Source organism: Caballeronia sp. GAWG2-1 (assembly GCF_023631405.1).
GTDB lineage: Bacteria > Pseudomonadota > Gammaproteobacteria > Burkholderiales > Burkholderiaceae > Caballeronia.
In genome coordinates, this window is record NZ_JALQDD010000031.1 from 404,386 (window position 1) to 430,822 (window position 26,437).

Here is a 26,437-nt window from a genome sequence, read left to right on the forward strand (position 1 = left end):
CTTTTATTTCCCCGTGATTCATAAAGAGACCAAGTGACAGAGGCAAAGGAGACAGCACTATGAAACTCAAGAAAATCACCACCGCGCTCACGGCAATCGCGCTTGCGGCAGGAGCCATTGCAGCCGCGCAAGCTGCGAACAACGAGACCATCGTGACGGTCGTTAAAGTGACCGGCATCAACTGGTTCAATCGCATGGACGAAGGCGTAAAGCAGTTCGGCAAGGACAATCCGAACATCTCCGTGTATCAGACAGGTCCGGGGCGTGCCGATGCCGCGCAACAGCTGAAGATCATCGAAGACTTGATCGCGAAGAAAGTCACGGCGATTGCAGTCGTGCCGTATGATCCGCCGACGCTCGAACCCGCGCTCAAGAAGGCGATGGATCGCGGCATCAAGGTCGTCACGCATGAAGCGGACAACGCGAAGAACACCATGGTGGATATCGAAGCGTTCGATAACACCGCCTACGGTGCGGGCTTGAACGAACGTCTTGCGAAGTGCATGGGAAGCCAGGGTAAGTGGGCCGTGCTAGTGGGCTCGCTCGGCAGCCGCTCGCAAGTGCAATGGGCCGATGGCGGTATCGGCAATGCAAAGGCCAAGTATCCGAAAATGGATCTGGTCGAGCCGAAGCTTGAAACGAATAACGACGGCGAGCGTGCTTATCAGGTCGCGAAGGAAGTGCTGCGCAAGCATCCGGATCTGACGGGCTTTCAGGGCTCGTCGTCGCTGGATGTGATCGGCATTGGCCGTGCAGTGGAAGAAGCGGGCAAGGTCGGCAAGATCTGCGTGTATGGCACGGGCCTGCCGACTGAAGCAGGCAAGTTCCTCGAAAGCGGAGCGGTCAACGGCATCGCGTTCTGGGACCCGAAGCTCGCCGGTCTCGCAATGAACAAGGTCGCGCAGATGTTGGTGGAAGGCAAGACCATCGACAACGGTACGGACCTCGGCATTACCGGATACAACAAAGTCACCGTGAGCAAGGGCCCGGGCAAGGGTGTGATCGTGCGCGGTACCGGTTGGGTTGATGTCGACAAGACCAACTACAAGCAGTATCCGTTCTGATGTGACGTACGCGGCGCGTGGTTCATTGCCGCGCGCTGCCTGCTTTCTATAAGCCATGACCAAAGAGACACCGCTCCTCGAAGTCGTCGATATTCATAAGCGCTTCACAGGCGTTTATGCGCTGCGTGGCGTGAGCCTCTCGTTTGAACGCGGGCAGATCTATCATCTGCTCGGCGAGAACGGCTGCGGCAAGAGCACGCTCATCAAGATCATCTCGGGTGCGCAACCGCCCGATGAAGGCGAACTCGTGATCGAAGGCGTGAGACATGCGCGGCTATCGCCGCTCGAATCGCTTTCCGCGGGTATCGAGACCGTTTATCAAGACTTGTCGCTGCTGCCGAACATGAACGTGGCGGAGAACGTCGCGCTCACATCCGAGCTCGCCGAACACAACGGCAAGCTCGCGCGCACGTTCGATCGCCGCGCGCTTGCCGAAACCGCTGCACGGGCGCTGGAAGCCGTGGGCTTGCCGGGCGATGCGGACTTTCAGAAGACCTTGATCGAGCAATTGCCGCTCGCCACGCGGCAGCTCGTGGCAATCGCACGCGCCATTGCCAGCGAAGCGAAGTTCGTCATCATGGACGAGCCCACCACGTCGCTCACGCAAAAGGAAGTGGACAATCTCATCGCCGTCCTCGCGCGTTTGCGTGCCGACGGCGTCGCCGTGCTGTTCGTGAGTCACAAGCTCGACGAGTGCTACGCAATCGGCGGCGAAGTGATCGTGCTGCGCGATGGCCAGAAGATGGCGCAAGGTCCTATCGAAAACTATACGAAGGCGCAGATCAGCGAGCTCATGACGGGCAAGCATCTTTCAACCGAGCGCTATCGCGCGCAAGGGGAAGAAGGCGCATCGCAGATCGTGCTCGACGTGCAGGCGCTCGGACGGAAAGGCCAGTTCGCCGATGTATCGTTCAAGCTGCACAAGGGCGAGATACTCGGTGTGACGGGGCTGCTCGATTCGGGCCGTAACGAACTCGCGCGCGCACTGGCAGGTGTCGCGCCCGCCGACATGGGCACGGTCACGCTCGACGGCATGCGCGTGCGCCTGCAAACGCCGGCGGATGCGAAGACGCAACGCATAGGCTATGTCCCGGAAGACCGCCTGAACGAAGGGCTTTTTCTCGACAAACCGATTCGCGATAACGTCGTGACCGCGATGATTTCGAGCCTGCGGGACCGCTTCGGTCAGATCGATCGCAAGCGCGCGCAGGAGCTTGCCGAGCGCACCGTGAAGGACTTGCAGATCGCCACGCCCGACGTCGACAAGCCCGTGCAATCTCTTTCGGGCGGCAATCAGCAACGCGTGTTGATCGGGCGGTGGCTTGCCATCGATCCGCGCGTGCTGATTCTGCACGGGCCGACTGTCGGTGTCGACGTGGGATCGAAGGACATCATTTACCGCATCATGCAGCGGCTTTCGAAGGAGGGCATCGGCATCATTTTGATCAGCGACGACTTGCCCGAACTGCTGCAAAACTGCGACCGTATCTTGATGATGAAGAAGGGCCGGATTTCGAGCGAGTATCGCGCGGATCGTCTGAGCGAGGCCGAGCTTTATCACGCGTTACTTTCAGAGGCAGCATGAGTATGAGCGAATCCATCCGCCGCACGGGAAGCGAGCCGGTGCCGCAAGCCGTGAGCGACGTCGCGCCGCGCGTGCGCAAGGGCAGTCTTTATGCGCGGCTGATGCGCAATCCCGAGTGGTTCACCCTAGGTCTGATTCTCGTAACGTGTCTGATCGTGGGTGGCCTGAACCCGCGGTTCTTCCAATTCGCCACGTTGTTCGACTTGTTGCATTCGGCGACCACCGTATCGCTCTTTGCGCTGGGTACGCTCGTCGTGCTGGCTTCGGGCGGTATCGACGTGTCGTTCACGGCGATAGCGGCACTCACGATGTATTCGATCACCAAGGCCGTCTTCGCATGGTGGCCGGAGTGTCCGTTCGCGTTGATACTGATCGCGGGCGCGCTGGGCGGCGTCTTGCTTGGCATCATCAATGGCATGCTCGTGCATCGGTTGAAGGCGCCTTCGCTGATCGTGACGATCGGCACGCAGTATCTGTATCGCGGCTTGTTGCTGACTTTCGTGGGCACGCAGTTCTTCATGAACATTCCGCACAGCATGGATACGTTCGGACGCCTGCCGCTCTTCTTCTATCACACGTCCGATGGTTTGCGTGCCGTGTTGCCGGTCTCCGTGCTCGCGCTCGTGATCGCGGCGGTCGTCACATGGTGGCTGCTCAATCGCACGATGATGGGCCGCGGTGTCTATGCGATGGGCGGCAGTCTCACCATCGCCGAACGGCTCGGTTACAACTTGCGCGCGATCCATCTGTTCGTGTTCGGCTATACGGGATTGCTTGCGGGCGTCGCGGGCATCCTGCATGTATCGACCAACCGGCTTGCTAATCCTTTCGACTTGGTCGGCACGGAACTCGATGTGATCGCCGCCGTGATTTTGGGCGGCGCACGTATAACCGGTGGTACGGGAACGGTGGTGGGCACGTTGCTCGGCGTCGTGCTCGTGACGCTCATCAACAGCGTGCTGATTCTAGTGGGCGTGCCGAGCACTTGGCAGAAGGTGATCATCGGCGCATTCATTCTCGTCGCAGGGACGTTGTTCGCGCTCGGACGACGGCAGTAGTGGGTTGGTCGTTCGGAAGCCGCAGAGAGCCCGCATAGCGTTTTGCGGGCTTTTTTACGCGTGCTTGCGTCTGCGCTGCCCTTCCTCGGTGATGACCGAGTCGAACTCGGAAATCTGCGAGAAGCGCACGGCCTTGACCTTGCCGAGCTTGCTTGCATCGACGACGAGATGGCGCTCCACCGCGCTTGCCATGGCCGCCTGCTTGATGGCCACTTCGTGAAAATTCCAGCACGTCACGCCGCGCGCTTCATCCACGCCACCCGCCGACATGAACGCCTTGTTGATGCCCATGCGCCTCAGCGTCTCGACGCTTTCATCGCTCGCAAACGATTCGGATGACGGCACATAGACGCCACCAAGAAGGATCAGCCGGACATTGGGCTTGCGGCGCAGAATCTCGGCCACGTTGAGCGAATAGCACACGACGGTGAGGTGCATGTCCGTGGGAATCTGCCGCGCGAGCGTGGTGAGCGTGGTGCCGCAATCGATGAAGATGGTCTCGCTATCGGTAAGCAGATGCGCGGCATGGCTCGATGCAATCGCCTTGGCCTGAGCGAAGTGGTCCTTTTCTTCCTCGATGGTATAGCCCGCTGCATTGGGCAAATCCGCCGCGCTGACGATATAGCCGCCGAGGTAAGTGAATTGACCGGGATGCGCTGCGATATCGCGGCGAACGGTCATCTCGGAGACGCCTAGCAAGGCGGCTGCATCGCGCAAGCGCATCACGTTCTGCTTTTCGAGCGCGCTTGAGAGCACGCGCAGGCGTTCGGGTTTGGCCATCGATTTACGGCTATTGTGCGGTGTTAGGTTTTAGTCGTGGGTTGAAAGGATTATAACAATGCGGACCGGCGTGTGAACGCTGGCGCGGGTAAGTACGGGGTCGTCCATATGGCCAAGCAGTCGAGCGAGCGTTAATTATCGGCCGCTCTACGCTATATTCTTGCTCCTCCAAGAACTGACCAAACGCAATGTCCGAACCGCTCTCCGATGACGCACGACTGGCCGCCGCCATTGACCGCCTGAAAGTCGAATTCCCGAAAACGCGCGAGCTCTACCGGGAAGTCTGCACGCTCCTGTTCTTTCGATTCGGCGTGCCGCCAACGGCCAATCGCCTTTACAGCCTGGTTCGGCGCGGCACCATGAGCACGCCGGCATCGGTGCTGGGCGAGTTCTGGGCCGAGTTGCGAGAGAAGAGCCGGGTACGCATCGAGCATCCGGACCTGCCGCCGGATTTGAGCGATGCCGCTGGCGAACTCATCGGCACGCTTTGGACGCGCGCAACTACGTCGGCACAGGCCGAACTCAACGCGCAACGCGAAGAGCTTGACGCGCAACGCACCGAGGCCGAGCAGAAGGTAGTTGCGACGCGCGAGGAACTGGGGCGCATGGAAACGACGCTGGAACAGCGCACGGTTGCATTGTCGGCGGCACAGGCCGAGATTCGCGAGTTGGAGCGGCAACGCGCCGAAGACGCGGCCACGCGAAAGGCAGTCGATGCCGAAATCAAACGGCTCAACGACGAAGCAAGCGCACGCGCCCGAGAACTGGACAAGGTGCGCGAAGGCTTTTCGCGCGATCTCGAGAAGCTGCGCGAAGCGGCGAGCCGCGCCGAGGAGCGTTTGAGAGCATCGGAGAAACGCGCGCTGCTCGAAATCGATCGCGAACGCAGCGCCACGGCCAAGCTTCAAAAGGAACTGGCCGAGGCGGTCAAACGGGCCGACAAGCGCGATGTGGACCATCGCCGTGCCGTCGATGTCTTGCAAGCGCAAGTTGGCGACGGCCGTCATCATGCCGGCGTGCTCCAAGGCAAACTGGCAGCGCTGGAAACGGCGCATGCGTCGTTGAAAGACGAGCTCAAGTCGATGCGTGATATCGATAAGACGACGCCCAAGCGTGCGACGCGTAAGCCCGCGGTTAAAAAGACCGTCGCGGCACGCAAGAAAGGCGGCTAAAGCCTTCAGTGCGCGTCATAAGTCAGCTCCCGCCAATCCGATGCCAACGCAAGGAGGGTGTCTGCGCGCATCCGCATGAACAACAATGGCTTCCATCGCAAACGTTTCGGGAGCCAGCATGTCAGCACGTATTCAAGCCTCTTCCGTCGACGCATACGCCACGCGTGGGAGCTAGCCGTGACTACCGCCACCTGGCTTGCCTTCTCCATTGCAACGCTCGCCGCCACGGGCTCCCCGGGCCCCAATGCCATGCTCGTCGTGCGCAATACCGTGCGTTACGGACTGTATGCCGCGCTCTTCACGGTCTCGGGTAACCTGTGTTCGCGCTTCGTCATGGCAAGCGGCGTCATGCTCGGCTTGAGCGCCTTGCTCAACGCATCGCCGTGGCTTGTCATCGGTCTGCGGCTAGCGGGCGCGCTCTATCTGATCTGGCTCGGCATACGCGCCATGCGTGGACAGGGCCCACAAGCCGCGGTCACGCATGTGACGCCGCACGTGAGGCAGCCTTGTCTGCGAATCTTTGTTGAGGCCGCTACGGTATCACTCGTCAATCCGAACACGCTCGGCTTCTTCGCGGCCGCCGTGCCTCAGCTAGTCGATCTGCATACGCCGATACTGCCACAACTCGCCACGCTCATCGCGATCGATACAACCGTGGTGCTCACTGTGATGTCGACTTACGCGTTCGTCACGCATGCCGTGCATCGGCGTATCACGAGCCACAGTCGTCTCATGATGATTCGACGCGGCGGCGGTGCTGCGTTGGTTATCGTCGGACTCACGATGCTGCCGCTTCGTTGAAGCACACAATCTCGCATCGAAACCCGTTAAGCAAAGCCGACGACCGTTTCGATTCGCAACGTTAAGAATCTTGACGGTCAGCCCTTTCGACCATTCAGCGATTTGCGGCGAGTCCCGCCAGCCGGGGCTTTCGCATGATTGGCCCAGCCCTTGCATTGATAGCTCCGATAACAAACCGGAGCCGTCCATGATCGAAGCAGGCCGAACCGCCACGCTTACGCATACCGTCTCATCCGCCGATCTCGCCTCTGCTCACGCGCATGAAGCGGATGAGCGCTATCCCGACGTGCTATCCACGCCCGCATTGTTGTCCCTTATCGAGCGCGCCTGCGCGGAACTCATGCGCGACTCCCTGCGCGACGGGCAGCTCTCCGTGGGCGTCACCACGCATCTCAATCATCTCGCACCGACACCACATGGCGCCGATGTCTCCGCCACCGCGACGTTTCGTGCAATCGAAGGCGCGCTGTACTGGTTCGACGTTGTCGCAGCCGATAACGGCGGCCCCGTCGGCAGCGCGAGCCATGCACGGGCCATCGTCGAGAGAAGCGTCATCGAGGCGCGCGCCGCGAAGCGCCGTTCGTCATGAGCGTGCCCGCCATAACGAAGAATTCGCGGCAAAGGCCGCTCAACCGAGGAAAGACGTGGACGTGGCTGTGACTGCCCCAACGCATGGCGTGTACTTCGACGAAGCCTTCGAAACGCTGCCGTCAGCCGGCGTGCGTCGTCATCAGGACGCGCTCTGGTCGACGCAATGGACGTATCTGCGTGCGATGTCGGCGTTCTATCGTTCGAAGCTTGCACGCTGGATCGAACGCGACGACATCACGCTCGATTCGCTGCAGGACCTGCCCTTCACGGAGAAGGACGAGTTGCGCGTGAGTCAGGAGGGTGCGTCGCCATTCGGCGATCACGTGGCCTGCGCGGAAAGCGCCATTGCGCGCTTGCATCGCACGTCGGGCACGACCGGGCGCCCTTTGATTCTCGCGAACAGCACACGCGATGCATTGGACATTGCACGCGTCGGCGCACGCTCGATGTGGGCGGCGGGTCTGCGCCCCGATGATCGCGTGATCCACTGTCTCAACTATTGCATGTGGACCGGCGGCTTCACCGATCACACCATTCTCGAAGCCACTGGCGCGACGGTGGCGCCGTTCGGCGTCGGCAACACGCGGATGTTGATCGACTCCATTCTGAGTCTTGGCATCAACGCGATTTCTTGTACGCCTTCGTATCCGGCGCTTATCGAGCAAGTGTTGCGCGAAACAGGCGGACCTACACCGCGCGAACTCGGCCTGAAGCTCGGACTGTTCGGTGGCGAAGCAGGTCTCGACAACCCCGAGTTACGCGCGACGATGGAAGACAAGTGGGGCTTCAAGGTGCGCAATGCGAACTTCGGCTTATCGGAAGTTCTGAGCATTCTTGGCGGACAGACGGACTGGACCAACGACCTCTTGTTTCATGCGGCGGATGTCGTGTTCGCGGAGATCATCGATCCGGAGACACTCGCGCGTTTGTCCATGGAAGAGGGCGTCACGGGCGAGCTCGTGTGCACGCATTTGCGCAAGCAATGTCAGCCACTCGTGCGTTATCGCACCCGCGACGTGGTGACGGTGACTGCCGTCGATGCCGGCGAGGATGGACGCACGGCATGGCGCTTTCGCGTGACGGGTCGCACCGACGACATGTTCAACGTGCGCGGCATCAACGTATTTCCGGGTGCCGTCCGGCTCGCTGTGGAAGCGCTGCCGCAATGGGCCTCGGGACAGTTTCGCATCGTGCTCAAGGGCGATGGCCCTTACGACCGCATCGCGATGACTGTGGAAGCGGCGAGCGGTCTCGATATCGCTCGCTGGGGCGATGCCGCGCATCACATCGAGGCGGCCGTACGCAATCGCATAGGCGCGAGCGCAACGGTCACGATGGTGCCATTCGAACATTTTCCGCGTACCGAAGGCAAGACGCGCTGGATCGACAAGGAGCTCGCATGAGCGACGTAACGCTACACATGGAAGGACCGGTTGCCATCGTCACGTTGAATCGACCAGAGCGCATGAACGCAATCGGCGGTGCGTTGCTCGACGATCTGCACGACGCGCTGCAAGGCGCGCTCGGCGATGCATCATGCCGCGTCATCGTGCTCACCGGTGCGGGACGCGCGTTTTGCGCGGGCGACGACCTCAAGGAGTTCGACGCCCAAAGCGAAAGCGATGAAAGTATCCGCAGTCATATCGGGCGCATTCAGCGCATCACACGCGATCTGATGTTCGGTGCCAAGCCCGTGGTCGGCGCGGTGCATGGTTATGCCGTCGGCGGCGGCTTCGAGTGGATGCTCAATTGCGACATCGTGGTCGCATCGGACGATCTCGTGTGCTTCTTTCCCGAGATGGAGTGGGGACAATTCGTGACGGGCGGCGTCACGCATCTGCTGCCTCAGGCGATAGGGCATCAACGCGCGATGGAGCTTTGGTTGCTCGGCGAAAGGCAGAGCGCGCAGACGCTGCTATCGATGGGTTTGGTCAATCGCGTGGTTCCGCGCGATGCCGTACTGGAAACCGCGCTCGAACTTGCAGCATGTATCGCACAACGCTCATCGACGTCCGTATCGAAGCTAAAGAAACTGGTGACAAGCGACCTGTCGGGCTTGCTGGCTCGCAGTCTCGAACTCGAGAGTGCCGTCACCATCGAGGCATTCGCGCTGCCGGATGCTGCCGAGCGCGTGAAGGCCTTCGCGAACAGGAAGACGTCGCAATGAGTCCCAAAGCCCTTACGTTCGATTACTTCGGCACGCTCGTCGATGTGGATCAAGGCGGCACGCTCGGCATGGCGGAAGTCCTGCGGCGCATCTCGGTCGAGGCAGACGAACCTGTCTCCCAGATCTATCTCGATTGGGACATCCGCAACGTGCGGCTCTATCGAGGCCAGGCCTACGCGCGTTATCGCGATGTCGCGCAACAAGCACTCGCCGATTGCCTCGATACGCACTGGCCCGGCGCGCGTAAAGGCCATGCGATGGAAACGCTGAACGACGTGTTCCTCTCGCATCTGGTCGAAGCATCGCCGGCACACGCCGATGCTGAGCCGTTCCTCGATTGGGCTGCGGCGCGCTATCCGCTCATGCCGATCACCAACATGGACAGCGATCTGTGGCGGCGCACGCGGCTTACACGCTATTTCGAGCATGTGACGACAGCGGAGATGGCGCAGGCCTACAAGCCATCGCAGGCGATCTTTGCGCTCGCGCTCGACCGCCTGGCGGTGAACGCGCACGACGTGCTGCATTGTTCGCTCGCGAGCTGGGCCGATATCGACGGAGCAAAGCCTCTTGGTATGGCGGTGGCCTGGATCAATCGCACGCGAGAGACGCTCGGAACGTGGCAGCCACGTCCCGATTTCGAATTCGACACGCTGTCGCCGGTACGGGACGTTCTTGAAGGTCTGTCATTGACTGCGACTGGGGAAACGATATGAAACGATTCAACTTGGCGATGGCGTTCATGGCATGCGCATTGACGATGGTCGGCGCAACGCGCGCGGCATACGCGCAGGAAGTGATAAAAATCGGTGTGGCAGGGCCGCTCACCGGCAGCGCGGCGCAAAGCGGCAAGGACGATGAGCGCGGTGTACGGCTTGCCATCGACGAACTCAATGCGAAGGCTTTCACAATTGCGGGCAAGCCCGTGCGCTTCGAACTGATCTCGATGGACGACCAGGGCGATCCGAAAGTAGGCGTGAGCGTAGCGCAAAAGCTCGTGGACGATGGCGTATCCGCCGTCATTGGCCATTACAACTCGGGCGTGAGCATTCCCGCCGCGCGCATCTACAACGATGCGCACGTGGTGATGATGACCGGCGCGTCATCGAACCCGCAACTCACGCACCTCGGCTATCCCTATGTCTTCCGGCTCGCGACCAACGACAACGTCATGGGTGGCCGCATGGCGCTTTATTCGGCGAAAGTGTTGAATGCACAACGCGCCGCGGTAATCGATGACCGCACCGCTTATGGCGTTGGCGTCGCCGATGTATTCGTCGACAGCGCAAAGAAGGCGGGCTTGCAGGTCGTCGCGCGTGAATACAGCACGGACAAGGCAACCGACTTCAAGGCCATTCTCACGCAGATCAAGTCGCGTAATCCGCAGGTCGTGTTTTATGGCGGCTACTATGCGCAGGCCGCGACGCTTGCGCGGCAAATGGGCGAACTCAGCATCAACGCAACGCTCGTAGGCGGCGACGGTATTTGCTCGCCTGAATTCGACAAGCTATCGGCCGGAGCCGCCGACAAGCGCATGTTCTGCGCGCAAGGCGGCGCGCCGCTCGACTCGTTACCGGACGGCAAGACCTTTCGCACGAAATTCAAGAGTGCGTTCAGCGCCGATGTCGATACCTATGCGCCCGCGTTCTATGCCGCAACGCTCGTCGTCGCGGACGCGATGCAGAAAACGGGATCGTCGAAGCCCGAGGTATACGTCAAAGCGCTGCGCGAGCAGGCGTTCACGAGCATTCTCGGCCCCGTGCGCTTCGATGCAAACGGCGATTGGGTCGATGCGCCGGTCACGGTGTATCAGTTGAACAGCGGCGCGCTCACTGCGATTGCGCAGAAGGATTGACGCGTCCGCTCTGAAAAATCGCAGTGCGGCGGCGGGATTTTGAACTGCTATATTCGATGACGTTGCCCGACCGCTTGCAGGAAGACATGGCCACCGTCGCGCTCGATCCCGATACCGTCACGCTCGAAGGGGCACTCGCCAGCACGAGATGGAAGAGCGCGCGCGTGCTTGCCGCAAACGAAGCACGGGTATGCCTGTTCACGCTGGATCGCGCGGGGCACGTGCTGGAAAGCATCGACGAATTCACGAAAGCGGACGCGGCGACACGCGATACGTTCTTTGCGCATTGTCCGTCCGCGCAGCTTGCCGCGTTGGCGGAAGCGGCCACGTCGATGTCGGATGGACGCTGCGTGATGCTGACGCTCGCGGGACGCGCCGCATCGTTTGCGCAGGCGTTCGCGCTGCGGGTCGAGACGCATGGGCGACGTGTTTTCCTCGTCGCATTGCGTGTGCTTGACGCAAGCGGCAACGGCAAGGGCTCGCCTGCAAGCCTCATCACGCTGCTGGGTGCAACGCTCGACGTGCTCCTCCAAAGCGCCTTCGATCTCGCCGTGTACGACACGCTCGTCGAAGAGCAACGCGCGATCATCGACCATATCGGCGATGGCTTGATGGTGATCGGGCAGCGCCATGTGCTACGCCACGTCAACTCGGTGGCGGGCCGTATTCTCGGCATCGATCCGAAAGCGAGTATCGGCAAGACGCTCAACGAGGTGATCGACTTCGAGCCGATCATTGGCCCGATCTTTCGCACCGGCGTGGGCTATGTTGATCGCGAGTTGATAATCGACTCTCCAGCGCGCCATCTTCATCTACTGGATACGGCCATTCCCATCAAAAACCGCTGCGGGGAAGTGGTGTCTGTCGTCAACACGTTCCGTGAGATGCGTCGTGTGCGGAAGATGGCGGGACGCTATGCGGGCAACCATGCGCGCTTTACCTTCGACAGCGTGATCGGTTCGAGTGCCGCTTTGAAGCGCGCGCTCGATGCGGCGAAGAAGGCGGCGCGCGGCGCGTCCAACGTCCTACTCTCGGGCGAAAGCGGTGTCGGCAAGGAGGTTTTCGCGCAGGCCATTCACAATGCGAGTGTGCGCAGCACGCTGCCGTTCATCGCGATCAATTGCGCGGCGCTTCCTCATGCGCTCATCGAAAGCGAACTCTTCGGACATGCGCCCGGCAGCTTTACGGGCGCGGCGCGCGATGGTCGTCCAGGCAAGTTCGAATCCGCCGATGGCGGCACGGTATTCCTCGACGAGATTTCGGAGTTGCCTATCGACGTGCAGGCGAAACTGCTTCGTGTATTGCAGGAACGCGAGGTCACGCGTATTGGCGATACACGCGGCATTCCGGTGGACGTTCGCATCGTCTGCGCGAGCAACCGTGATCTTGCGGCCATGGTGCGGGAAAAAACCTTCCGCGAAGACCTGTTTTATCGATGCAACGTAATCGAGATCACGATTGCGCCGTTGCGCGAGCGGCGCGAAGACATCGCGTCAATGACGGCATTCTTCCTCGAACGATATTGCACGCGGATGCACAAGCCGACGCCATCGCTCTCGAAGCATGCGCTGCAACAGCTCGAAATTCACGGTTGGCCCGGTAACGTGCGCGAGCTGGAAAATCTCGTCGAGAAGATGGTGAATTTGAACGAAGGCGATTGCATTGCGGATGTATCGCCGTTTTTGCGCAGTACGACGAGCGCGCAGCCAGGCAGCGATACGCGCAACGCTTCACGTCAAGAGCCGGTGTCGCTTCAGGAGGCCGAGCGCATTGCGATCGAGAATGCGCTCGAAGCATGTCGCTTCAATGTTACGACCTGCGCGAAGTTGCTGCGCGTATCGAAGCCCGCGCTTTACGCGAAGATGAAGCGGCACGGCATTCGTATCGAGCGGTCGCTTCGACAGCCGTTCTAGAATCTCGTTTCCAAAAGCCACCCTATGTTCCTGAGGTTCGCCTCGATTTGCTCGAGAGCGAATAACAGCGTAGCCAGCGCCTGCAGTTGTTGCGACGCCTCATCACGACGTTCGGCGGCCTCTACGAAGCGCGCTTTGACGGATGCGGATGCATCGCCGAGCGGCTTTAGAAAATGCTCGCTGGGTGGAAGCGCGGCGCCGTCGCGCAGGTACGCGGCGAGTTGTTCCAAGTAGCCGCTCGCGCATTCGCCTACTGCGTTGACGCTTTCGCGCAGCAGCTTGCGCTCATCTTCGGGAAGCACCCTGCATTGCGATTCCCCGACACGATCGAGCAGTACCAGCCCATGCCACAAGGTTTCGAACGCTGTCAGCGCCGCACTGAGCGTCGGTCCTGCACGAAAGCGCGCGTTGACGCGAGCATCGCTACTGACCGCGCGAGCGTCCACGAGATGGCGTAAAAAGCGCTCATGCAAGGCGTCGACGGATGCGCGGTTCTCTACGGCGCTCAAGATCGGCAAGGCATGCAGCAATGCGCGGCAATCGTCGATGAGATCCCCCATGATGCCGAACGCACGCGAGCGCGCCAGTTGTGGCCAGACGCTCACCGACACCACGATGCCGATGGCAGATCCCAACACGATGGCCTCCGCACGCGACATGGCGCCCGCGAAGCCTGCCGAAGGCTCGAGCGCGATTGCGGCAGCGACCACGATGCTGTAATTGGTCGTCGGGAAGATCGACGACATCAGGCATGTTGCGAGCGTGGCGACGCCTAACCGCAGTATCGCGTCGCCGGCATCCGGGAAGACATGCAGGGTCGCCAGGCCGACAACCGTACCGGCCACCGCGCCAATCATCTGACCGATGCCATGTTTGAGACTGCGGTCGAAATTAGCCTGAAGGGTGAACAGACTAGAGAAGACGGCCCAAGTCAAGCTCGTCGAGCCCATTAGCTTCATGCACGCATAAGCGAGCGCGCTTGCAAACAGGGACTGGAGACAGATGCGCAATGCATCGAACCGATCAATGCGTCGGTAACGATTCGATAGGGCGGTCACTTAGGGGCGTGAGGGCTTCGATTGAACGAAATGCGGGTTTGCCAGACGGAGGAGCGCTTTATTTCTCAAGCAGCGCTTGAGCTAAGAAAAAAATAGAAGCGGAAAAAACCGCGTTTATGAAGGCAGATTTTGGCGTACGCATGTTCGTATAAACAGTCGAATCTCGGGTAAATTTTTTGACGCGATGATTCCACGATATGAGAGTTCACGCCTGAGGCCACCGTCCGCCATGGCCTTACGCCCAATGGATTCACAAAAGGTAAGATCTACTTAGTAACAATGACGTCAAAATTAAAAAGGTACAATTTGCCCTTAAGCGGCGATTGACTAGCGTCATTTGTTCCGCTCAGACTAATTCGAACAGCCCTTTTCTTGCTTTTCTTCCAGAAAGTACCGAACGAGGGTTCACGAGGCGTGTCATTTTAGGTAATATCCTCTTATCGTATGACCTCTAAGGCAAGCGTTTGCGTTCCACAAGGTGCGTATCTGCCATGTCTTCTGCAAATCGCGGAACCACTGTGTCTCTCGGAGTCGTCAGAAGTTCCTTAGTTTTTTGATGCAGCAAGGGTTAGTCACCGCGCAACGGCCGTTATTTCCGGCATCGCGCATCGGTGATCACCATCCTTAGAGCTTCCAAGGTCGACACGCTGCCAAATAGCGTAAGTACCTTGGTTCATCCGTTAGCAGTCCTCTTTAAAGGGGGCACGAAGACATCCATCTCTAACCTCAGGGAGTTTTCCGCCCGACTTGGCGGAAGTACGAAACGATGATTAATCGACGGAAATTTCTAGCTAGCATGACCGCGCTGCCCGGAACCTATATGCTGTCCGCTTGTGGTGGCGGAGGTGTGGGCGAACTGCCGGAGTCGTCGGCAAAGGCTTCGGATGACTCCGCCTTGCCGGATTCGACTGCCAAGGCAGCAGCGAACGCGTCAGCGGATGGCACGACCATCCCTAACGGAACGTCGATCATCGATAAGACGGGAGCCGTGTGGACGCTCTCAGGCGGTATGGTCTACAAGAACAAGACCTCTGTGTCGATTGCAAACGTCGTCATGCTCCTTTGGTCGGGCGGCAAGATCTACCAGAAAAACAAGAGCAATCAGTTCTATGTTTGGTCGAACAAGTGGCTCGCATGTAACGACCCGCGCGTCGACGTCGCCGCACCGGCAGGCACCTTCTTCGGCATGAATGGTCACTGGGACTACCGCTATACGCCCGCCGAGACCATCTCTATTCTGAAGGCCTTGGGCTGTACCATGTATCGCCTTGGCAGTAACGGCACCACGCAGCAGAACAACGCCGTAGCCAAAATGGCTTCGGCCATGAATGGGACCGGTATCAAAATCCTTGCGCTCGTTCAGCAAGGCTTGACCGACGCTTCGGGCAATCTGTTCGGTAGCGAGGCAGCGGCTTACGCTACGGCCTATAACACGGGCATGACTGTGGCTGCCGCGCTCAAGCCGCACGGTGTGACCATGTACGAGTGTGGCAACGAACTTACCCGTCGCTCGCAGACCGTGCTGCATTCGAACCGTGCGGGTACCGACGTAGTGGATTTCAACAACGCGAACTGGCCCGTCATGCGCGGCGTCATGCGGGGTCTGATGGCTGGTGTGAAGGCCATTCAGCCGGACGCGAAGTGCGGCATCAACTTCTGTGTGGCGGACATCGGCGCATCGGATGCACTTTGGGATGGCATGCAGCCGGACGGTACGAGCGGGCATCCCAAGGTTCGCTGGGACATTACGACATGGCACAACTACGAGGTGTACGGCGACTTGTTCGACATCGGTTCGGACGGCGCGGGACCTCACTTCGATTTACCGCAGTACTGCAAGGCACGCTACGGTGTTCCTTTCATGATCACCGAGTGGAACGCGAATCCCGAGCAGACCGATGCTTACCGCGCCACGTTTGTCCAGTCGCGCCTGCAGTCCTTCTACAACGCACGCAAGACGCACAACATCCAGTCGACCATGTACTACGTGCTCGATAGCGGCGATCACACCTTTGGCATCATGACCAACGGCGTGCCTATCAACCCGGTGTACTCGAGCTACACCAACTTCGCCCGAGCGCGCTCTGGTGCTTGATTGCCCGCGCTAGTGACCGGAAACATAGTGTCGAGTTCACTGTGGTTCCGGCCGGACGGCGAGCGCGCTTCTGACCGGCGCTCTCGCCGTGCGGGAGCGAAGAAAGCGCATAGAAAGTCCGCGAGACGACACCACAAGAGACAGCACAAGCGCCAGCGGTAACACGTTGGATGGCGACGTCAAGCGATGTTCCGTGGCCGCCATGACCATCAGGCAGACCGAAGAAAGCTCCACGAAGCGAAGTGCAACGAAGTCGCGCGAGCCTCTCAAGAGCAACGATTCCTGTGCCTTCCGCTGACACCAACCCGTCAGCCTCCAGTAGAACGACAACATCAACACCAAGCCAACGATCCCGAGTTCCGCGAGGAAGTTGAGGTACGAGTTGTGCGCATGCGAGTCGCTATGATGCGTGGTGATCCGCAGCGGTTGGGCGAACAGGTGAAAGTAATTGATGTATGAGGCTATTCGATCATCGAACGATCCAAAGCCCATTCCGACGATAGGACTCTGCTCGAAGTACGCCAGCGCACGAGGCCATAACCATTCATAGCGGATGTTGAGATTCGCCACTTTCTCGTCGGGATCGCTGATCGCGAACGTGTAGCCCATGTAATTGATGTGCGGTAACGTGTGCCACTGCGCCACCGCTAGCGACGCCAGGATCATCCCTGCGATCATGGTCGCCAGCACCCAGCGTTTGCGACCCAGCACAATGTAAGGCACGATCATCACGATGCCGAGCAACGAGCCGCGGCTGTAAGTCGACCAAAGCATCAAGAAGTTCGCGCCCATGAGCGCAAGCATTGGCTTGCTGGGTTTATGCATGTAGTTTGCAATGCCCAGGCAAAGCAGCATGGCAAGGAAGCCGCCCGCCGCATTTCGTGCGATGAACAAGCTCCCGTAGCTATCGCTCGGATGCTTGAGAATCGAGAGCAGTCCGGCGTGTGCCAGATAATAAGCGTAAAGCGGAGCGTTGACGCAGACCGCGAAGATATAGAAGCGGCGTAGAAGCTTGTTCAGATCGAGGTCGTGCGTGTATAAGAAGCCTGCGAGTATCGGCGCGTAAGAGATGTAAAAGTTGCCATCGCGACGATAGAATTCGAAATCGACGAGAGAAGCGGGATCATAAAATATGGTCGATATCGTCGCGAACGCGGCAAAGGCCACGAGCGGCGTGACGAACGAAGGGTAAGAGCGTCCGAAGAAACGCCACCCGTAAAGAAGGATCGGCAGAAATCCTATCGCGCTTAACGGCACGAAGTTCGTCACTGTCAGCAACAACGCAATCAGCGTTATGTAGACCATGCTGAGTCCCCTTGATTTAATGCTTGAGCTCAGGCCTTACGCCGCAGAACAAGATAGCTGAGATGCTTTTTTTCGCCGGTGCCGAGTGCGGCAGGCGTAGAAAAGCTCACGTTGATCTGACTGCCCTGACGCTTTTCGACCTGAGCCGTCGACACGGCGCCGGTAACCGCATCTACCAGCGATGCATCCAATCCGCCGCTTGCAAGCTTGCCACCATCGCTCAACTGTACGGTCGATTGTCCTGGGGAAGAGCTCACCAGGACGATCAGATCGTTGTCCGAGTACAGCGCCTGAGGACTCTTGTCGTCGCTTGCCGTGACTTGGCCTGTATAGGGCGAAAGCGTGCCGCGAAGCGTCGAGCAGAGAACGATCAATGTGCGGCCGGGGACGTTATAGGTACGTGGCGTGCCACGCTTGGTGAGTCGGAATGGATCGTAGCCGTCCCAGTGATAAATCATCGAGACATATTTGTTCGGATCGTCCCATCCGCGCTTCAGCGCCCATACCGCGAAGGAAAAAAAATACTGAGGCAGGTAATGTGGATCGATCATGTAGCGGTCGCCGATCTCCGTCTGCCAGATGCCTCGAACCGTCCCAGGCTGCACGTAACGCGAGTAAAGGCTGTCCAGATCCTTGACGCTCATGTAGTGAGTGTCGAGATAATCGACATTGTCGATCATGCGAGTCTGGTAAGTGCCGCTGCGATATTCGAGCCACTTCACGTACGAATCCACGCCGCCTTGATCGGGCCAGCCGCCATAAACAACATAGCCTTTGTACTTCCTAATGATGGCCGCCGCCGGAAGATGGATCTTGTCTACATAGTCCTGCATGGCGCTGTCATAGCTGGACGAGAGCTTACGGTCCTTGTTATATCCCGATCCGTGCCAGAAAGTCGCCTGCGGCGATCCCCCTGACAAGCGCCCGGCCGCTTCATTCCAGATCTGGAAATACTTTACGTTGTACGGAGGCGCGCTGTACTTGCTAACGGCCGCTTCGACATATTTCTGCCAATAGCTCACGTCTTTAGGCGCGGATTTCGAATCGCCGTCAACGCTCGCGTTCCACTTTGGCGTATAGCCAAGATAGAGCAGCGTATGCACGCCGTTTTGATTGTTCCTTAAAATGCAGCTCGACAAGTCCACGTCGAAACCCGGACTCGTCTTCGAGACGTTCATTGCGTCGCTTGAAGAATTCGGCTGACCAGGTCCCACCGAGTCACGGCCCCAAGTCAATCCCATTTCGCGCCACATAGAGATGTCGGTAGGCGTCTGAGGAAAACCATTCGAGCCGATGAGGTCTGTAATGCGTCGCGGTCCGGTGCTAAGGGCTGGACAATTGCCTTGCGCTTGTGAATTCAACGCGTGAACGCTTAGCGCCGGCGCTGCGCTAAGGCAGGCCAGTCGCAAAAGCGTGCGTCGCTTTTCAAATAGCTTGGAAAATGCGCTTTCTGGGATCGAAGGATCGTTAGTCAAGGTATTCAGGCAAAGAGACTGTAATGCCGCGGGCAAGCCGCGCAAGGCGGCGACGAATACTAGTCGCTAAGGCGGCTAGCATTCGCTGCAAGAAGAAACGCGATGTGCTTCGCTGCTTAGCCCGGTTGTGCCGCCGCTGCGGTGTCCGCCATGATGTAGCTATAGCTCTTGTCGCTACGGCGTATCGGAATAGCGTTGAAGACCGCGCCGAGCACGCGCGCGTCGGATCTCTCAAGCTTCTTGACCGTCTCCGAAATTTCCTTCTCACTCTGCAAGCCCGAGCGCAGCACGAGTAAAGTGGCGTCGGCCTTGGTTGCAACGATAGAAGCGTCGCCCACCGCGAGCATCGGCGGCGTGTCGATGACGATCACGTCAAAGAGCGGTCTCAAGTCCCTCAATACATCATCGAACGATGTCTTCATCAAGAGCATGGCCGGATTTGCGCCGCGCGATCCGCATGACATGAATGAAAGGCCATCCACGCCTACAGAACGTACGACCGAGTGTAGATCACGATCGCCGCGCAGTACTTCATGCAGGCCGCCAGCGTTGCCTTGACCGAATAGCGATGCAAGACGTCCACGACGCATGTCGCCATCGATGAGAAGCACGCGATGACCGATCTCCGCAAGCACTGCCGCGAGATTAGCCGCGATAAAGCTCTTGCCAGCGCCTGGTGTCGGTCCGGTCAGACAGATGACTTTGTTTGGGATATGACTGAGGTCATTGAGTAGGGGCGAGCACACCTCTCTGATCGCTTCGACCGCCGGGTCTTGCGGGTATTGCGCGGCAAGCAACGCCAGATGATCGTCACGGAACGGATCAGCGCTTCGACGTTTGGACCGGTAGGGCGCCGCAATGCCAGTTGAACGCTTGCCCGGAATTCTCGATGAGCCGGAAGGCAGAGCGAGCCGTTGGGCAGCGCTTTTGGAATACATCATCTGATGCTGGCTGAAATAGACGGCACCGATGAGCGGAACGCTAAGCTCTTCGATGTATGACGGGTCAGTCACGCCAGTCATGACGTGCTTGCGGATGAAGACCGAGAACACGCCAAAGATGAGCCCGACAAACACACCGCCACCAATCACGAGAAGTCGATTAGGTTTGACCTGATGCAAAGGCGTGATGGCGTAGTCGACAATATGCGCGCCACCCGTCGAGCTCGCACGCCGCACGGAGAGCTGCTCCGACTTCTGCACCATCCCAAGGTAAATCGTTTCGGCAACTTTGGCGTCACGTTCAAGATCGAGGCTCTGGCGCTCGGAGGACGGCATCTCGGAGAAGCGCGTGTCCAGCGTCGACATTGCGCGCTTGAGATCGTTGAGCTGATCGTCGATATTCACAATCCAGCGGCTGCTCGGCTGGAAGCGATTCAGGAGCTGAGTCCTCTCCATCTGCAAAGCTGCATATTGCTTTTGCAGTTCGATGCCACCTTGAAGATACGCTTGCGACTCTGCGGTCGGTTGCAATGCCTTGGCTTTGGAACGGTATTCGTTGAGCGCCAGTTCCGAGCGCTTGAGATCCGCCTTCAATCTCGGCAATTCCTGATTGATGAACTCCAACGTGGCGCTGTCCGAGCGTTGCTTCGCGGCCACCGCGGTGGCAATGTACTGATCGACAAGTGAGTTCGTCACTTGAGCCGCTTTCCAAGGGTTGCTGTCGAGGAATGTAAATTCGATGACGCCCGTGTCTTTAGCCATGTCCTGCACTTGCAGCAGGTCGGTGAAACGCGCTACGGCATCGCGCGAGTTATAGCGGATCAAAGTGAAGTCGGTACCCGGGCGAGCGACGATCTTCTTGATATCGAGCGATACACCGTTGGCGCTGGCCGGCTTGCCAGCGACGCCCGCAATGAGCAATTCGCCGGAGGGACCCGAAAGCTGATAATGCCCATCAGCACCTGCCGTCAAAGTGAATTTCTCTTCTTCCAGTTCATGCGGCACGTCGAACGAAGCAACCTGCAGTTGCTCGCCACCCCACGCGAATGAGCTGAGCCCAAGCCAAGGAGACGCGGGCCTTCCCGGCGTAGCCAATTTATTTGCGAGCGACCCGATAATAGGGATCTGCTTCGGAATCACGGCGACATCGAATCGATATTTTTCGATGACCGGCTGAAGCACGGATCGGCTCGTCATAACCGCCATTTCGGCGCCAGGAGACGGGTTCATCAATACTTGCGCATCCTGATTCTGCAGGGCGATGCCAAGCGCATTGGGCTCCGTTGGATCGACTCTGACCACCGCATCGCCCTGATATTGAGGCGTGGCGAGAAATGCATACGCGACCGCGATCAATGTGACGCCAAGCGCCACAAGGAGAATTTCCTTGTAATGATCTCTCATGAGAGCCAACATGGCGCGCACAGATAACTGGCCGCGCTCGTGGCTAAAATCAGGCATATGTGTGGCGACGGAGTCTTTCACGTGTATTTCCCGGAGCGTGGAACAGGATAGAAAGCTTACGAATGCCCGGTTAAAACCGGGCCGCACTATCACAAACGCGCTACGCGTGAGCGGCGATCAATCGCAAGACGAGGCTAAGCACGGTGGAACCGCGCAAACGAAGACACGTTTGACCTTGGTTGGTCGCCGCGTCTTAGACGATCTTTCTTTCAAATTAGTGACCTTCGAAATAAAGAACTCTAAATGTCACATCAGAGTCAGGCTTTAACGCCTATCGTGCCTTTGAAGAGGCTGAACTCAATTTACCTTGGGAGAGTTTTTTGGAAATGTGGTCCTCCTCACACACGTACGGAAGCGCGCTTCGCGCAAGTTGCATTGACAAAATTTGCGCGCATACGGCAAACGCATGCCAGGCGGTTCTGAACCGGCCCGAAAAGGGATAAGTGAGGCGTCTTCATCTAAAAAAATAGAACGATAAACACGACGCCTCATAAGCATTTAATAGGCATCGCCCGGTTTGCGCGAGACTGCGGGCTGAACGATAAACGGCGCGTCGTTGGTTAATTCGACGCGAACTTCGCCTACTGTCATGACCTCGCCTTTTGCCGTCTCGGACCCGTTCACGCGCACTAAGGAAACGACATACTCTCGGGTTGCGCCAGCGCCCATCTTGGCAAGCGCCTCGGTTGCGGGAAATTCAAGCTCGACGTCGCCGTGATGCGCAGCCCCGGCTATCTCGAATGGACCGAGCGTGCCAATAAAATAGGTGGATTTGGCGGTTTCGGCGTCGACCTTATCTGGCAAGTTGAGATAGACGTTATAGAAGTATCCGCCAGCAGCGCCTGCGCGCGTCAAGGCGAGTCCGTCGAAGACAATCTTGACCGACCGATAACGACTTGCAGGGACGGCTAGCGCCTGCGTTGCCGATGAGCTCTTAGCGTCCGTGGACGAGGCAATCGACGTTGCGGATAGTAAATCCTGAAGGTCTTGCGTCGAACTCGCTTCCGTCGTTACGCGAACGCTGACCGATGCTTCTCGTAGTGCCAAGCCTTTCACGCCGCCTATCGCGCGTCGTCCGGTGGCAAGCGTGCGTGCGGGTGTGGCGGCAAGGCTCACGAGTGCCGGGCGCGAGCGAAGCGGTGTGATTTGCGCCTGGACGCGAATAATGTGCGCTGCATTTACCTGCGGCGGAAGCGCGGTAGGGCGATTGGTGTTGGCGTAATCGTAGCCAAGCGTGCGACGGTTCGAATAACAGTCGGACTTTTTGATGGTTAATCCCGTTGCATAGGTGAACGTGCCTGCCCAGTAAGCTGCAGTCGGAACAGGCATGGTTCTGCCATCAGGCAAGGCCCACGCATGCCAGAGGCGATCCACGTTTGCATGATGCAGGTAAAAAATAGGATCGCGCGGCGATTGCATTGTTGCCATGACGTTGCCGATCAGGTTGTGCACCGGATTGTGAGGCGCGGTTTCGAATTTTTCCTCGAAGGAGTTAGCGGTCCCGCGCTGAAAATTCACGGTCGTGGCGGCGAATGGCGACAGGTCCAGCGACGAGTACACATTGTTATTTAGCCGCGGGCAGAAAAGCGGGTTGCCGCTAGCTGAATCGGTGAATTCTGGTGGGATGCTTGGTGTGTGAAACCAATCCCAGTACGGGAGCGTCAGAGCGTTATCACCGGACACGATCCGCAACTGCTTCTCCAGGTAATAAAGATATCCGCGATGCCAAGCCAAAAAATATGGCATCTTATGCGGACAGTAATTAGCATGCACGTTCGCCCAGTACAGCCAGGAATTGGGACTGCTAGCCGTCTTGTTTGCCATCATGGTCTGCAGAGCGTTGATGAACGATCCATATTGTGGCGTCAGCTTGAATTGCTCCCATTCAAGGCGTACGTATGTCGTTGTAGCCAGTGCGTTTTGTGGAAAGGGAGCCACAAGTAATGCGGACGCAGAGGCGCCCAGGAAAGTGCGACGGTCAAGTTTGAGATACGACATCAGCGCTCCATAACGTAGTTTGCCTAAGTAATGCGGGTCCGTCGAAGCGCGATCTTGGTGCGCTTTTTCGTGTCGGAAGAGGTTCAGGCAAGGGCGGATCGGACGAGCCAAGGGCTCGATCAGCCTGCTTCGGGCGGGTGGCGACTTCGAACGTTCGCGTAGCCGAGGAATTGACGTGTTGATATGAAGTTCTACTGCATTCGATGCCGTTCTGATCGTACGGTCTCGCACACGACAAAGTGTTTTCACCGAGCTTTCGACACGAACGAATTTATACCGCTGCAGCCCCGCCCGTAAGCCCGCTTAGTAGGGCTTGAATTTTTCGAACTTGTGTTCTTAACCGGCTAAGCGCACCTTTGCAAATGACGCAGTGCGATAGTTTGAAGGACTTAATGGTCTTCCATGCGATCTTTCGAGCGCTGCTTAGCGCGGCTGTGTCTGTCGCTGTTTGCCGCACTCATCGCGTGTGCTCGCCCGTGACTGGAATGCGACACGTGAAACCCTTCACGCTCGAGTACATATATGGCTTCTTCGTTCCGGAAGAATTTTGCGGTTTTGTTGCTTCTTCAGGTATCGACCTACGCGGTTCCACTGCTCACGCTTCCCCTGCTCACCCGCGTGCTTACACCGGAGGGGTACGGGCGCCTCGCGTTTGCGCTGGCCTTCATTAATTATTTTATTGTCTTGACGAACTACGGCTTTGGCTTAACTGCTACACCGCAAATCTCCGTCAACCGCGCCAATCGCGAAGAGCGCTCTCGAGTCTTCTGGTCGACGCTTTGCGCGCAGGGTGTGGTCACGATTGGCGGCTTTACCATCTTGCTGACCCTGTCTTTCGTGTTTGACCGCCTTGCACAAGATCGCGAACTTCTCCTCCTAGGCTTTGGCCTTGCCGTTGGCGCGATGCTCACGCCGACGTGGTATTTCCAGGGTATCGAAGACTTGCGCATCACCGGCGCCATTGTCTTTGCGAGTCGCGTGCTGAGCGTTCCCGCGATGTACTTGCTCGTGCACAGTCGAGACGACATCTACTGGGCAATGGGCGTCAATTCGCTCGTACCTTTGATGTCGGGTCTGACCATCATGACGTACCTTTACTTTCGTCGTGAGCTCGACTTTGTTTCCGTGTCGCTGGATTCGATTGCAAAGTCCCTCAAGGACGGCTGGAGCGTCTTCCTCGCGACAGCCATCAATGAATACAGCGCGTCGAGCAACACGGTGCTGCTAGCCCTTATCTCCGGGAACGTTGCCGCCGGCTACTTCGCTGCGGGCGATAAGCTAATCCGCGCCGCCATAGGCATCATGAGCCCGCTCAAAACCGCCGCATATCCGCGCATCAGCTATCTCATGCATCATTCGCGCGATGCGGCTTTTTCCTTCTTGAGAAAAATGCTAGCGTTCCAAGGGACGGTTGTTGCGTTGATCTCTTTGACCATCTTTACAGCCGCGCCATTAGCGGTGAAATTGCTTTACGGTCCGCACTATCAGCCTACAGTCGACGTATTGCGTCTCATGGCGTTCGTGCCGTTCCTGTCAGGTATTGCAGATGTCTTTGGCGTGCAGACCATGCTGCCTCTTGGAATGAAGTCGCAGTTTGGACGCGTGCTTTTGGGCGCGGCGGTTCTTAACGTTGCGCTTCTGACCGTTCTATCCACTTTCTTTGCGGAACTAGGCGCCGCAACAGCGCTTCTCACAGTGCAGGCATACGTCGCGATCGCCATGGCGACAACGCTCTATATGCAGCGAGTTCCGTTCTTTTTGAAACAAGGCGTTCCCGAATGAAGCGGCAGGCGCCGCCTCGGCGAGATAGATTGTGCGATGGGGTTGCTTTAAGCGACGTTCTTGAGAACAGGCTTAGTCAACGCAGTTTGATAGACGTCGATATAGGCATCGACCATCGCGGCAACGCTAAAACCTTCGGCGTATTGGCGCAAGCGGTCGTGCAATGACGTGTCCTGTAAGAGCTTCACGGCATCGCGGAGTTTGTCTATAAGCGTGTGCGGCTGCTCCATATCGAAGAGAAGGTTGGAGCCCGGCTCGATTACTTCCGGAATTCCACCTGTGTTTGCAGCCACGACCGGCACGCCGTGTGAGTAAGCTTCGACCGTCACGCGTCCAAAGGGCTCATTCCATTTCGATGGCACGATGAGAATGTCGATAGCTTCCAGAAATTCGCCAGGCTTCACTTGCCCCAGGAATTCGACGCGCGGGTCGGCATAGTTCTCTTTCAGCTCCCCCAGATATTCCGCGTCACCCTTACCACCGATGGCAAGCGTCCATTCGAGCGAATGATCCGCAAGAAGCTGCTCGAACAAAACCTCAAGTCCTTTTTCCGGCGAAACGCGTCCGAGCACGCCAAGCCGTACAGGGCCGCTTTCGTACTTTGAAACGCGCTTCATGGGAACAGCATCGTCCAGCGGAACATAACAATTGCTGATGACCTCGGTGCGCATCGCGCTTGGGAAGAAGCCATTATCGACGTGCTTCTGCAAGACAAATCTGCTTACGCCGACGGCCACGTCCACACTCGCGGATGCGGCACGCTTCGGTCCCGCATACAACGAGCACATGCCGCATTGACGCTCACAAGGTTTCGCACCGGAAAACATGGTGGACGTCGGGCACATGAGATAGTAGTCGCGAGCCGTATGCACTATAGGCACGTTGGCATTACGAGCCACGCGCCAGATGTCAATTGAGAGGCAGGAAAGGTTGCTCGTGTTGACTATGTCGGGCTTTTCCCGCGCAATGATATTTTTGAGCTTGCGCGACATGATCACGTTGTGCAGATCGATCGCGTGCCAGATGAGCTTGACGACAGACGAATGCTTCTTCGGTTTGTGCGGCCAATAAACATTGACCGAGCGAAGATGGTAGACCTTTACGCCGTTAAGTCTGCTGATCCGATCCACGCCGGCGCCTGTAGCGCAAACTACGCACACTTCCATTCCGGCCTTGACGAGACCCTCTGCAAGGAGTCGCGTCGATATCTCTGCCCCGCCGACGGAATCCGGATGATACAAAGTGTTCGCGATGAGTATTTTCACGGCATCCGCAGTAGTTGGTGTTATCGCTGATCCAGGAAGCGTTCCGCAAGTCATCTGTAATACTACGG

Annotated in this window: 20 protein-coding genes; 13 read left to right on the forward strand and 7 right to left on the reverse strand. The window is 58.2% G+C overall.

The features are described 5' to 3' along the window. Positions 1-59 precede the first annotated feature (59 nt). Genes NCR98_RS22125 through NCR98_RS22135 form a run of 3 tightly spaced genes read left to right on the forward strand, consistent with a single transcriptional unit; the run spans position 60 to position 3,707 of the window. A complete protein-coding gene (locus NCR98_RS22125; protein ID WP_250468013.1) occupies positions 60-1,064 on the forward strand; it encodes an autoinducer 2 ABC transporter substrate-binding protein in 1,005 nt (334 codons plus the stop codon). Positions 1,065-1,119: 55 nt separating this feature from the next. Then, positions 1,120-2,649 carry a sugar ABC transporter ATP-binding protein gene (locus tag NCR98_RS22130; protein ID WP_244831368.1) on the forward strand — a complete coding sequence of 510 codons (1,530 nt, stop codon included), beginning with the start codon at positions 1,120-1,122 and terminating at the stop codon, positions 2,647-2,649. Continuing rightward, positions 2,646-3,707 (forward strand): ABC transporter permease, encoded by a 1,062-nt coding sequence (locus NCR98_RS22135; RefSeq protein ID WP_244831369.1) that lies wholly within the window; start codon positions 2,646-2,648, stop codon positions 3,705-3,707. The genes NCR98_RS22130 and NCR98_RS22135 overlap by 4 nt, the downstream gene beginning before the upstream one ends. A 54-nt stretch (positions 3,708-3,761) precedes the next feature. Here NCR98_RS22135 and NCR98_RS22140 read toward each other — a convergent pair whose 3' ends face one another. After that, positions 3,762-4,487: a DeoR/GlpR family DNA-binding transcription regulator gene (locus tag NCR98_RS22140; protein WP_244831370.1), complete on the reverse strand. Its 726-nt coding sequence runs from the start codon at positions 4,485-4,487 to the stop codon at positions 3,762-3,764. Between the two features lie 188 nt (positions 4,488-4,675). Between NCR98_RS22140 and NCR98_RS22145 the strand changes: the two genes are divergently transcribed. From NCR98_RS22145 to NCR98_RS22180, 8 genes are all read left to right on the forward strand, one after another. Next, on the forward strand, positions 4,676-5,659 hold the full coding sequence (locus NCR98_RS22145) for a DNA-binding protein (RefSeq protein ID WP_250527284.1): 984 nt from the start codon (positions 4,676-4,678) through the stop codon (positions 5,657-5,659). Between the two features lie 177 nt (positions 5,660-5,836). Then, positions 5,837-6,460, forward strand: a complete 624-nt coding sequence (locus NCR98_RS22150) for a LysE family translocator (protein WP_250527285.1) — start codon at positions 5,837-5,839, stop codon at positions 6,458-6,460. Between the two features lie 187 nt (positions 6,461-6,647). After that, entirely contained in the window at positions 6,648-7,049 is a 402-nt protein-coding gene (locus NCR98_RS22155; RefSeq protein WP_244831373.1) for a thioesterase family protein, read from the forward strand. 55 nt (positions 7,050-7,104) lie between these two features. Then, positions 7,105-8,454: a phenylacetate--CoA ligase family protein gene (locus NCR98_RS22160; protein ID WP_250510578.1), complete on the forward strand. Its 1,350-nt coding sequence runs from the start codon at positions 7,105-7,107 to the stop codon at positions 8,452-8,454. Next, positions 8,451-9,218, forward strand: a complete 768-nt coding sequence (locus NCR98_RS22165) for an enoyl-CoA hydratase/isomerase family protein (protein ID WP_250527287.1) — start codon at positions 8,451-8,453, stop codon at positions 9,216-9,218. Before NCR98_RS22160 ends, NCR98_RS22165 begins: the two co-directional genes overlap by 4 nt. Further along, complete coding sequence (locus NCR98_RS22170; protein WP_250495268.1) at positions 9,215-9,934, forward strand: HAD family hydrolase; 720 nt, start codon at positions 9,215-9,217, stop codon at positions 9,932-9,934. Before NCR98_RS22165 ends, NCR98_RS22170 begins: the two co-directional genes overlap by 4 nt. After that, positions 9,931-11,073 carry a branched-chain amino acid ABC transporter substrate-binding protein gene (locus NCR98_RS22175; protein WP_250527288.1) on the forward strand — a complete coding sequence of 381 codons (1,143 nt, stop codon included), beginning with the start codon at positions 9,931-9,933 and terminating at the stop codon, positions 11,071-11,073. The genes NCR98_RS22170 and NCR98_RS22175 overlap by 4 nt, the downstream gene beginning before the upstream one ends. 86 nt (positions 11,074-11,159) lie before the next feature. Next, a complete protein-coding gene (locus NCR98_RS22180; protein WP_250527308.1) occupies positions 11,160-12,986 on the forward strand; it encodes a sigma-54 interaction domain-containing protein in 1,827 nt (608 codons plus the stop codon). On the opposite strand, the gene NCR98_RS22185 is transcribed toward NCR98_RS22180, so the two are convergent. Beyond that, on the reverse strand, positions 12,983-14,044 hold the full coding sequence (locus NCR98_RS22185) for an FUSC family protein (protein WP_350029516.1): 1,062 nt from the start codon (positions 14,042-14,044) through the stop codon (positions 12,983-12,985). The two genes, NCR98_RS22180 and NCR98_RS22185, sit on opposite strands and share 4 nt — an antisense overlap. Before the next feature lie 766 nt (positions 14,045-14,810). Between NCR98_RS22185 and NCR98_RS22190 the strand changes: the two genes are divergently transcribed. Continuing rightward, positions 14,811-16,139 carry a hypothetical protein gene (locus tag NCR98_RS22190; RefSeq protein WP_250495270.1) on the forward strand — a complete coding sequence of 443 codons (1,329 nt, stop codon included), beginning with the start codon at positions 14,811-14,813 and terminating at the stop codon, positions 16,137-16,139. 36 nt (positions 16,140-16,175) lie between these two features. Here the strand turns inward: NCR98_RS22190 and NCR98_RS22195 are convergent, their stop codons facing one another. The 4 genes from NCR98_RS22195 to NCR98_RS22210 form a co-directional block, all read right to left on the reverse strand. Continuing rightward, positions 16,176-17,306 (reverse strand): O-antigen ligase family protein, encoded by a 1,131-nt coding sequence (locus tag NCR98_RS22195; protein WP_459905870.1) that lies wholly within the window; start codon positions 17,304-17,306, stop codon positions 16,176-16,178. A gap of 167 nt (positions 17,307-17,473) precedes the next feature. Next, positions 17,474-18,919, reverse strand: a complete 1,446-nt coding sequence (locus tag NCR98_RS22200) for a hypothetical protein (RefSeq protein ID WP_250527290.1) — start codon at positions 18,917-18,919, stop codon at positions 17,474-17,476. Between the two features lie 116 nt (positions 18,920-19,035). Continuing rightward, the gene (locus tag NCR98_RS22205; RefSeq protein WP_244831382.1) at positions 19,036-21,345 is read right to left on the reverse strand and encodes a polysaccharide biosynthesis tyrosine autokinase; all 2,310 of its coding nucleotides are present in this window, start codon (positions 21,343-21,345) and stop codon (positions 19,036-19,038) included. 477 nt (positions 21,346-21,822) lie between these two features. Then, positions 21,823-23,322 carry a tyrosinase family protein gene (locus NCR98_RS22210; RefSeq protein WP_250527291.1) on the reverse strand — a complete coding sequence of 500 codons (1,500 nt, stop codon included), beginning with the start codon at positions 23,320-23,322 and terminating at the stop codon, positions 21,823-21,825. A 522-nt stretch (positions 23,323-23,844) separates the two neighbouring features. Between NCR98_RS22210 and NCR98_RS22215 the strand changes: the two genes are divergently transcribed. Next, a complete protein-coding gene (locus NCR98_RS22215; RefSeq protein ID WP_250468026.1) occupies positions 23,845-25,104 on the forward strand; it encodes an oligosaccharide flippase family protein in 1,260 nt (419 codons plus the stop codon). A gap of 47 nt (positions 25,105-25,151) precedes the next feature. Here the strand turns inward: NCR98_RS22215 and NCR98_RS22220 are convergent, their stop codons facing one another. After that, positions 25,152-26,369 (reverse strand): glycosyltransferase family 4 protein, encoded by a 1,218-nt coding sequence (locus tag NCR98_RS22220; RefSeq protein WP_250527292.1) that lies wholly within the window; start codon positions 26,367-26,369, stop codon positions 25,152-25,154. Positions 26,370-26,437 lie beyond the last annotated feature (68 nt).

Excerpts from the sequence above, each read along its gene's own strand:
- NCR98_RS22135 (WP_244831369.1), top strand. The coding sequence starts at position 2,646 with ATGAGTATGAGCGAATCCATCCGCCGCACGGGAAGCGAGCCGGTGCCG.
- NCR98_RS22215 (WP_250468026.1), top strand. The coding sequence starts at position 23,845 with ATGGCTTCTTCGTTCCGGAAGAATTTTGCGGTTTTGTTGCTTCTTCAG.
- NCR98_RS22190 (WP_250495270.1), top strand. The coding sequence starts at position 14,811 with ATGATTAATCGACGGAAATTTCTAGCTAGCATGACCGCGCTGCCCGGA.
- NCR98_RS22145 (WP_250527284.1), top strand. The coding sequence starts at position 4,676 with ATGTCCGAACCGCTCTCCGATGACGCACGACTGGCCGCCGCCATTGAC.
- NCR98_RS22155 (WP_244831373.1), top strand. The coding sequence starts at position 6,648 with ATGATCGAAGCAGGCCGAACCGCCACGCTTACGCATACCGTCTCATCC.
- NCR98_RS22175 (WP_250527288.1), top strand. The coding sequence starts at position 9,931 with ATGAAACGATTCAACTTGGCGATGGCGTTCATGGCATGCGCATTGACG.
- NCR98_RS22125 (WP_250468013.1), top strand. The coding sequence starts at position 60 with ATGAAACTCAAGAAAATCACCACCGCGCTCACGGCAATCGCGCTTGCG.
- NCR98_RS22165 (WP_250527287.1), top strand. The coding sequence starts at position 8,451 with ATGAGCGACGTAACGCTACACATGGAAGGACCGGTTGCCATCGTCACG.
- NCR98_RS22210 (WP_250527291.1), bottom strand. The coding sequence starts at position 23,322 with ATGTCGTATCTCAAACTTGACCGTCGCACTTTCCTGGGCGCCTCTGCG.
- NCR98_RS22180 (WP_250527308.1), top strand. The coding sequence starts at position 11,160 with ATGGCCACCGTCGCGCTCGATCCCGATACCGTCACGCTCGAAGGGGCA.
- NCR98_RS22130 (WP_244831368.1), top strand. The coding sequence starts at position 1,120 with ATGACCAAAGAGACACCGCTCCTCGAAGTCGTCGATATTCATAAGCGC.
- NCR98_RS22140 (WP_244831370.1), bottom strand. The coding sequence starts at position 4,487 with ATGGCCAAACCCGAACGCCTGCGCGTGCTCTCAAGCGCGCTCGAAAAG.
- NCR98_RS22170 (WP_250495268.1), top strand. The coding sequence starts at position 9,215 with ATGAGTCCCAAAGCCCTTACGTTCGATTACTTCGGCACGCTCGTCGAT.